Source organism: Nocardia pseudovaccinii NBRC 100343, from assembly GCF_001613225.1.
GTDB classification, from domain to species: Bacteria; Actinomycetota; Actinomycetes; order Mycobacteriales; family Mycobacteriaceae; genus Nocardia; species Nocardia pseudovaccinii.
The window spans coordinates 1-7,583 of the sequence record NZ_BDBY01000337.1 but is presented as its reverse complement, the minus strand read 5'-3'; the positions used below and the strand labels follow the sequence as shown (position 1 = coordinate 7,583).

At 64.9% G+C, this 7,583-nt stretch carries 12 protein-coding genes; 8 read left to right on the top strand and 4 right to left on the bottom strand.

The genetic code is table 11. The features are described 5' to 3' along the window. Positions 1–470 (bottom strand): hypothetical protein (locus NP3_RS37475; protein WP_245721270.1); only part of this gene is annotated, 470 nt, incomplete at its 3' end. A gap of 149 nt (positions 471–619) precedes the next feature. Here NP3_RS37475 and NP3_RS37470 point away from each other — a divergent pair. The 3 genes from NP3_RS37470 to NP3_RS37460 are packed head-to-tail and all read left to right on the top strand — an operon-like array spanning position 620 to position 1,995. After that, positions 620–802, top strand: a complete 183-nt coding sequence (locus NP3_RS37470; RefSeq protein WP_063046458.1) for a ribbon-helix-helix protein, CopG family — start codon at positions 620–622, stop codon at positions 800–802. Then, positions 799–1,143, top strand: a complete 345-nt coding sequence (locus tag NP3_RS37465) for a VOC family protein (RefSeq protein WP_063046457.1) — start codon at positions 799–801, stop codon at positions 1,141–1,143. Before NP3_RS37470 ends, NP3_RS37465 begins: the two co-directional genes overlap by 4 nt. Before the next feature lie 3 nt (positions 1,144–1,146). Continuing rightward, the gene (locus NP3_RS37460) at positions 1,147–1,995 is read left to right on the top strand and encodes a class I SAM-dependent methyltransferase (protein ID WP_063046456.1); all 849 of its coding nucleotides are present in this window, start codon (positions 1,147–1,149) and stop codon (positions 1,993–1,995) included. Positions 1,996–2,255: 260 nt separating this feature from the next. Here the strand turns inward: NP3_RS37460 and NP3_RS37455 are convergent, their stop codons facing one another. Next, complete coding sequence (locus tag NP3_RS37455; RefSeq protein ID WP_063046459.1) at positions 2,256–2,936, bottom strand: CPBP family intramembrane glutamic endopeptidase; 681 nt, start codon at positions 2,934–2,936, stop codon at positions 2,256–2,258. A gap of 77 nt (positions 2,937–3,013) precedes the next feature. Continuing rightward, a complete protein-coding gene (locus NP3_RS37450) occupies positions 3,014–3,247 on the bottom strand; it encodes a hypothetical protein (RefSeq protein WP_063046455.1) in 234 nt (77 codons plus the stop codon). 235 nt (positions 3,248–3,482) lie between these two features. On the opposite strand from NP3_RS37450, the gene NP3_RS37445 reads away from it, so the two are divergent. The 5 genes from NP3_RS37445 to NP3_RS37425 all read left to right on the top strand — a co-directional run bounded on the left by NP3_RS37445 (position 3,483) and on the right by NP3_RS37425 (position 6,291). Further along, on the top strand, positions 3,483–4,088 hold the full coding sequence (locus NP3_RS37445) for an MspA family porin (protein ID WP_063825022.1): 606 nt from the start codon (positions 3,483–3,485) through the stop codon (positions 4,086–4,088). A 35-nt stretch (positions 4,089–4,123) separates the two neighbouring features. Next, the gene (locus NP3_RS37440) at positions 4,124–4,858 is read left to right on the top strand and encodes an MspA family porin (protein ID WP_063046453.1); all 735 of its coding nucleotides are present in this window, start codon (positions 4,124–4,126) and stop codon (positions 4,856–4,858) included. A gap of 113 nt (positions 4,859–4,971) precedes the next feature. Continuing rightward, positions 4,972–5,403 (top strand): hypothetical protein, encoded by a 432-nt coding sequence (locus tag NP3_RS37435; RefSeq protein ID WP_245721269.1) that lies wholly within the window; start codon positions 4,972–4,974, stop codon positions 5,401–5,403. Positions 5,404–5,499: 96 nt separating this feature from the next. After that, positions 5,500–5,796 (top strand): DUF6968 family protein, encoded by a 297-nt coding sequence (locus NP3_RS37430; RefSeq protein WP_169814652.1) that lies wholly within the window; start codon positions 5,500–5,502, stop codon positions 5,794–5,796. A gap of 252 nt (positions 5,797–6,048) precedes the next feature. After that, positions 6,049–6,291, top strand: coding sequence for a hypothetical protein (locus NP3_RS37425; protein ID WP_157124811.1), 243 nt, complete (start codon positions 6,049–6,051; stop codon positions 6,289–6,291). A 272-nt stretch (positions 6,292–6,563) separates the two neighbouring features. Here NP3_RS37425 and NP3_RS49455 read toward each other — a convergent pair. Then, positions 6,564–7,583 (bottom strand): hypothetical protein (locus NP3_RS49455; protein WP_169814651.1); only part of this gene is annotated, 1,020 nt, incomplete at its 5' end.

Below are 7,583 nucleotides of genomic sequence, written 5' to 3'. Positions count from 1 at the left end.
CCCGCCACTTTGGGGGTGAGCGGCGGGGCGGTCAGCTCGGCGGGCATGGCGGCGCCGTGGTGCTCGTAGCACTGCCACCGGGCGTAGGAGGCGTGCAACTCGAGGTCCTTCGGAACCGGCAGTCCGGCGAGTTCCAGCACATACTTGTAGGTGTCGCCGACGGTGTGGTTCTCCTGCACGCACAGCGAGGTCAGCGGCGGTTCGCCCGCGTTGTGACAACGACGCGCGACCTTGCGCAGGATCGCCTCCATCCACGTCCGCGTCGGCGCACCCGTCTGCACCCCGGACGCCTCCTGCACCCGCTCGGCCAGCTCCTCGACAGTGACGAAGTTCCCGTACCCCGTGGCGATTTCGGACAGCTCCGCATGTGCCGCAACGGCCCATGCCACCGTCGCCTCCCGCAACGTCACCGGGACGCCGTCACCTGCCCGCCATGCCCCCGCCGTCGTGGATACCGAACTCTTGATCACCCGCTCAAGTTATCGCGCCGCCCCGCGGCCCGCCGAATGCCCCCACATTCCAGCGTCTGATCAAGATCACCATGCATCCACTCGAAGTGTGCCGCCACCAGCGCATGATGATCTTGTTACTAGCTTCCTAGGATGCTAGCATCGAGTGTGTGGGTGACGAGGATGTGAAGCAGTTCAACGTGTATTTGCCGGTGGGGTTGATCAAGCAGGTCAAGTTCCGGGCGATCGAGTCCGGCATGTCGCTGTCGGCACTGGTCGCGGAGGCACTGCGCGGATACCTCGACGACACCCACGATCAGCAACCGCGAGCGCAAGAAGGAGAGACGATATGACGACGCAGGGAATCGAAGGCGTTTTCGTCGAGACACACAATTGGGGCAAGGCGGCGCGGTTCTTTCAGGCGCTCGGTTTCGAACCCGAATTCACCACCGACCACAACTCCGGACTGTTCCGCAATGGCGATGGTCCGTATGTATTCATCGCCGAGATCCCGCGCAGTCAGACCCCGCAGACGCAGCTCGTATTGATGGTGACCGAACCGGATGCGTTCCGGCCGAGCGATGACGTCGAGGTGGTCACGTCTTTCGAGGAAACCCATTACGGGACAAAGGAAATGACGGTGCGCGATCCGGACGGCCGGGTCTGGAGTCTGCAGGTCGGAAAGGTCGACTGAACCATGCAACAGGTCATCGGCCCCGAGAGTACTGCGGAGCGCGTCGCACTGTGGCGCGCCTTGCACGTCGAGATCGATCCGGCGCCGCATGTGCTCGAAGACGAGATCGGGCTGCGGCTTATCGAGCCCGACGCCGGGTGGCGCGCCCGCGGGGATATGAATCCCGAGACGACCAGCCTCTCGCGCGCGTGCGTCGTGGCGCGCGCCCGTTTCGTCGAGGATCTGGTGGTCGAGCAGGCGGCGCGCGGCGTCGATCAGTACGTCATCCTGGGCGCGGGACTCGACACCTTCGCTCAGCGCCGTCCCGAAATCGCCTCCGGACTAACCGTATTCGAGGTAGACCAGCCCGGCCCGCAGGCATGGAAGCGGCAGCGCTTGGTCGAACTCGGCTACGGAATTCCGCAGTGGCTGCGGCTGGTCCCGGTCGATTTCGAGGCCGAATCCTGGTGGGAACGACTCATTTCCGCGGGCTTCGACCCGTCGCGTCCCGCAGTGGTCGCCGAAACCGGCGTCTCCATGTATCTCACACGCGAAGCGAACATCCAGACACTGCAGCGGATTTCGACCCTCGTGCCCGGCTCTACCTTGGCCATGACCTTCCAACTTCCACTGGACCTACTGGACGCCGAGGAACGCGCGATACGTCAGGCCGTCGAGAACGCCGCGCGAGCAAGCGGAGTGCCATTCCTCAGCCTGTTCAGTCCCGATGAACTGATCGCACTGGCCGAGGCGGCGGGTTTCGCATCGGCACAACATGTTTCGACATCCACCCTGACCCAGCGCTACTTCGCCGACAGGACAGACGGCCTGCGGCCCCCGACCGCGGAGCAGTTCCTGGTCGCGACGACCTGAGCAACCCATATCAGCAGGCCCAGAAGTGTTGTGGTGAGACCGATTCCGCATACCAGCGACCGACCGCCGGACTGGTGTGCGGCTCCGGCGACGACCGAACCCGCGCCGCCGCAATCGGCCCACCCCCGGCGCGCCCAGCGCACCGGCCAGACCGAAGGTCTACTCCGAGTAGTGGTACGGGCTGGATTGCAATGGTGTTCGCGATCGCGTACAGCGCCCGGCGCACCCCGTCCAATGCGGCGCGCACCGTTATCGAGGCCCTACACCGCCGCGACTGAACGCTGGATGCGCGGCGCCGGAGCGGCGCCGTGATAGAAGTACTGCCCCAAACCGACTGTGAAGATGAGCATTCCGTACACCGAATGCTCGACGGACGCGGTGAACAGCGATCGCGTCCGCAAATACCGCGTGGCGAAGATCCAGCCGCCGACACCGCTCAGCACGACCGAGAGCCAACTGCCGAAGATGATGTGCACGTAGCCGAATGCGATCGCGCTCGCGGCCACCAACCCGACGCCGTCGCCGAAGACCGGCCTGTACCGGTGGAACAGGAACGAACGGAAGATCAGTTCCTGCGGGTACACGCTGAGCACGGGATACAACACCATGACTGCCAGCCACAGCCAGGGATTTCGGCGCGGCAGCTCGAACAGATTGTCCCGCCGCAGCACCGCGACCGCCGCGGTGAGCGCCAGCGCGTTCGACCCTGCCAGCGCCGCCATGGGGCGCGCTTGTTGGTGAATCGCCTCGGAGCGCCAGAGCGCCGCCCGGTCGAAGTCCGAAGCACGCCGCAGGTAACCGGTTACGCCGACCGCCAATGCGAGCAGCGCGGGAATCGGCGGTCTACCTCGTAATACCGCGTTGTACGCGGTTGTCCCGCCGAAGAACAGCGCCGCGTATTCGGCGCCAAGGTACACGCGCCGCCACCGTCGAATCCGCACGCCCACACCATAGTTGTGATGACGCGGGCACGCCCGCCTGAAAATGCCCTATGCCCTTGCGGACATAGGGCTGCGGATCACTGTCCAGGCGCGGGGCATCCGGGCGGCGGGCCCTGCGGGTCCCCGGGCGGCGGCCCCTGCTGGTCGCCGGGCGGCGGACCCTGGTGATCGCCGGGCGGCGGCGGACACTGCTGTCCCGCTGCCGGTCCCTGCGGCTGATCAGCGCTCGCGACACCGGCCCCGACACCCAGTGCACCGAACACCACGACGCCCGCCGCAGCCACCGTGACCAGCTTCGACTTGACTCCCATACGTTTCCTCCCGGTTTCTGGATCCGTCGAGCCGATCCCTGCCGACCCGACGCGAGAATCGTTGCGGCCCAACCTCTGTCGAAAATGGGAGCAAGTTAGGAGTCAGCTATGAGCGCGCACGCCCCATCAGCCCCGAGGGCGGGATTCGACAGCAACCACACTGCTGATTCCCAGCCGACGCTCAGGTTTGCGTGCGAGGTTCTCCGTAGCTGCCAGCAGTTGAGGATGGGGTTCGATGAGGGTGATCGATGGCGTCGGCCGGTGGTCGGCGGGTATCAGCGTCGGGTTGGCGGTGCTGATGCTCGGAGTTGGGTTCGCGCATGCGGATACGGTGGTGCCGCTGCCCGACGGCGAGCAGGCCTTGACGACGGCGACGGGGATTCCGGTGGATCTGACCAGGACCGGTGAGACCGCGATCATCTCCCAGTCCCTCGCCGCCAACGGCATGTCACGCACGGCGCAACTGTCGGCGACCGCGTACGCCACGGCTCCGGGCGCGACAGCGGGCAATTTGGAGACCGGCTATCTGATCGGCTGCCAGGTAGATCTGTCCGGCGGGCTGTCGCTCGGCGGTGACGTCTACCTGTCGCCCGGCTCGGTGTCGCCGGAATTGACCCCGAGTATCAAACTGGTGCCCGGTGGCGTCGCGGTGGTGAAGCTCGGCGCCAAGAAGCTCGATCCCGCCGCGGGTGCCGTCGGCATCGCCTACCGCAATCGCGGCATCCAGCTGAGTGGGTGCGGCGGGTACGCGCAGGCGCGCGCGTTCAGCGCCCTGACAGTGACCAACGACCAAGGGTCGGCCGAAGTGACCTTGTACGGCGACCCGTTCAGCGTCGGATGAGCGGCGTGATCCGATCGAACGAGAGGAACAGCGCGATGCGCCGTTCACTGGGCGCCGCGATGATGACGTGCGCCTTCCTGCCCCTCGTACTGGTGACATCCGGTGCGGCACAAGCCGATACCTCGATCCCACTCCCAGATGGCCACGACCGGTTCACCACTCGTGATGGCCTTGTCGTCGCGGTCGACCGCACCGGTGAACACGCGACGATCTCCGGGTCGATGGCCGCGAGCCCACTGTCGCGCAACGCGTGGGTTTCCGGCGTGACATCCGTGCACATCACCGTGCCCGCCGATATCGAAGTCAGCGGCGGTCGAATCGAAACCGGTTACCTCGTTGGCTGCCAGGTCGATCTCGGCAGCGGCACACACGCGGACAGCAGCGGCGATACGCCGCCGCCCCAGCCGAAAACCGACGCGCCCGCGGGTGCCGACAACGTCGGCAATAACAGCGACGGTGGTGGCGGCGGGGGCAACGGCGGTGTCACCGCGGGCGGATATGCCGGTGGCGCCGCAGGCGACTCAGGGATCTCGCCCTACGCCGACCCCTCCCTGAGCGTTCAGTTGAAGCCCGGCAAGGTGGCCACCAAGGAAATCGAGGACTACACCTTCACCGGTACATCGGGCATCACCCAGTACGTGGACCACACACTGTCCATAGAAGGTTGTGCGGGCGCCGCCGAAGCTCGGGCGTACACCACGGTCACCGTGCACGACAACGTCATGGACGACTCCGAAACCCTGTGGGGCCAACCCTTCAGCCTCGGTTGATCGCATCGCGCGGAACGGTCATGGGATGACGGGAAGACTGGTACCGTCGCACGGCATAACGTCGGCATGACCACCATCAAACTACTGGGGTAATGATGCGTTCGATCCGATCCGTGACTGCTTTCTCCCTCGCCGCGATGACCGCGGCGGCCGTAACCGCCACGGCCGCACCAGCTTCCGCGGACTCGAGCGGCGGCAAGTTCGCGACGATCTACTCGCTGACCAACGGCCCGTGCGTCGCGATCGTCGACTCGTCGGTCAACGGCAACGCCTACCCGGGCATGGCCGCCTTCACCGTGACCGCCCAGATGATCGGCGTCGGCCAGTGTTCACTCGACATCACCCTGAACTACCGCAATGTCGACACCGGCGAAACCGGCAGCTTCACCGCGCATGCCAACGGCCCCGGCTTCTGGGGCAACAGCGGCTACTCGGCCCTGTTCAGCCCCGGACACGACAACTTCGTCGGCACCGTCACCGTCAACGCTGCCCACTTCCCGGACGCCGGTGCAGTCCAGTTCACCAACCACCCCTACCAGGGTTAGCGAAGGTCGGCCTGTGGTCATCGGTGAGGACGCGCCTGGTTCTCGGACACGCCCACAGTATTCGGCCGAAGACGCCCGAGGCCATACTATCTCGCTATGACTGCCGGATTTGGAAAGGCCTTGGTAATCAGGAGGATTCAGCGAAGCGGCCGATCGATACTTGTGACGGTCGATGCGCCGCAGCCTTTTTCGAAACCTGACGCGGACTACTTTTGTCGACTACGGATCGAGGGCCTACAGCCCGCCCCGATCATCATCCAAACAACCGGCACCGAACCAGCACAAGCGTTGATGTCCGGATTGACCGAAATCAGCGCCCGCCTCTCCGTCTCGCTCTCGGATTTTCTGTCGGAAGCGCGAATCGGTGGTGACCTCGCACCGGCTGTCGGCTAGCCCAAATACATGATCGAGTTGTGATGCACAGCCACCAGCTCCGCGACGACGTGTCGCCGAGTTGGTGGCTGTGGTCTTCGGCCGGGAATACGGACCCGTACCGGTTCGGAGTGACCGTCAAATCGGTCACAGCAATTGTTGCCCTGTTGACCGAATTCCGATCGGCGCGCCAGTCAGGGAGGGGGCGGGTTTTCACCCTGGGGTGGGTGTCGCGCGATCCGTTCACGGACGAGGATTGGCCCTGTACACGACGTGATCGATACCGCGCCCAGGGAAGTGATGCAGATGCCTCTTGCTGTTCCGTTTCTGTCTTCTCGCCGCATCCTGTTGTCGATGACCCTTGTCGGTGGACTCGTGCTGCTCGGCCCCAGCGTATTGGGGATGTCGGAGCCGCTGTCGCTACCGGCGGCCTCCACGTCGTCGTTCGATGCCGCCGCGCACAGCCACGGCGACGGGCGTCCGCCGATGCTCAAGTGCCCTCGCTTCGACTGCTGACTCAGTTCCCCACGGGGGCGGCGGGGTTGGTTCTCCAAGTCGCGCAGGGGCGGAGGCTTCCGGCGGGATCTATCCGGGGTGTCCCCGCCCCATGCCCGGACCAGGGCGGACTGGCTGCGGCACCCCAGGCTCCCCCTGTGACACGAGCGCAGCGGCTTCTAGGCCAGACACGGTTGCCCGAGGTCTAGTTGACTTCGTGAGTCCCCATGTCGCGAGCGAGTTATCGACCTATGGTCGGCGCTGGTTTGCCGACCCGGCGGAGACTTCGGCGGCTACAGCAGGTTCTTTTTGAACCAATCGAACAACGCCTGTTCGGTCTTGGGACGGTTGGAGGGGGAATCGGGACCGACGGATACGAGTCGGATGGCGATGTGGCTCTGATCCAACGCAACGAGCGTCGGCACGGGAGCGGTGATGCAGGCGAACCGGCTGATGGTCGTGCCATTTCGATTCGACGGTTGCTCGGAAACCGTCGCACCGTCGCACGCGCGCTCGCCGGACTTCCTCATGACACCATCGAAAAACTGGGTCGCTTTCGAATGGGTGGGAAATTGGAAAAACCTTGCTGACGGCGCACCAGACTCGTTGCCGAAGCATAGAATGGCGGCGGTCGCATCGCTCACAGGTGACTCGCGTCGACAGTATTGTTTGTCGTAGGCCTTGGGCAGTTTGTTGAGCAGATCTTTGTCGGCCGGAGTGTAGTCGTCCGGGTCCCTCGGAGTAGTCAGGAATTGCGAATTTCCCTCTCCCGTGTCGTGTAGAGCCCAGTACAACTGGGCGCTACCGCCCACCGACTCGGGGAAGGACAGAACCGCCATGCTCAGGGACGCGTCGTCGGTTTGGATCACCCCCGAGGTCGGTGGTGTCGTCGTGGGATCCGTGAAGCAAACCGTCCGCCCGACCTGCCTGCCGTCTCTCATCGCGGGGCCGTCGCGGCCGGGTGGATCGTCCGGACAGTTGCTGGTCTGCAACGCTGTCTGTAACGCTACGACGTGATAGGCCTTGTCCAGTGCGTCGGCGTTGGGAAACAGGTAGAAGTCCGCGCTGGGCGTGCGGATTTCGCGAATCTCGTCGCAGGTGAGATGGGCTTTCTCCCCTAGCATGGCCGGTGGGTTCCGGTGATGACAGACGCTGCGGTTGTACGGGTCTTGCACGTTCTTCAGCAGCGTGATGTCGTCGTCGGTGAAGAATTCGGATTTCGCCGTCTCTGAGGTCGGCGGTGCGGGTTTGTTGTGGAGCAGCGGCCAGGCTCCGACGGCCACGACGGCCGCCGCGGCCGCGGCCGCGGCGAT

Excerpts from the sequence above, each read along its gene's own strand:
- NP3_RS37465 (WP_063046457.1), top strand. The coding sequence starts at position 799 with ATGACGACGCAGGGAATCGAAGGCGTTTTCGTCGAGACACACAATTGG.
- NP3_RS37460 (WP_063046456.1), top strand. The coding sequence starts at position 1,147 with ATGCAACAGGTCATCGGCCCCGAGAGTACTGCGGAGCGCGTCGCACTG.
- NP3_RS37450 (WP_063046455.1), bottom strand. The coding sequence starts at position 3,247 with ATGGGAGTCAAGTCGAAGCTGGTCACGGTGGCTGCGGCGGGCGTCGTG.
- NP3_RS37445 (WP_063825022.1), top strand. The coding sequence starts at position 3,483 with ATGAGGGTGATCGATGGCGTCGGCCGGTGGTCGGCGGGTATCAGCGTC.
- NP3_RS37440 (WP_063046453.1), top strand. The coding sequence starts at position 4,124 with ATGCGCCGTTCACTGGGCGCCGCGATGATGACGTGCGCCTTCCTGCCC.
- NP3_RS37430 (WP_169814652.1), top strand. The coding sequence starts at position 5,500 with ATGACTGCCGGATTTGGAAAGGCCTTGGTAATCAGGAGGATTCAGCGA.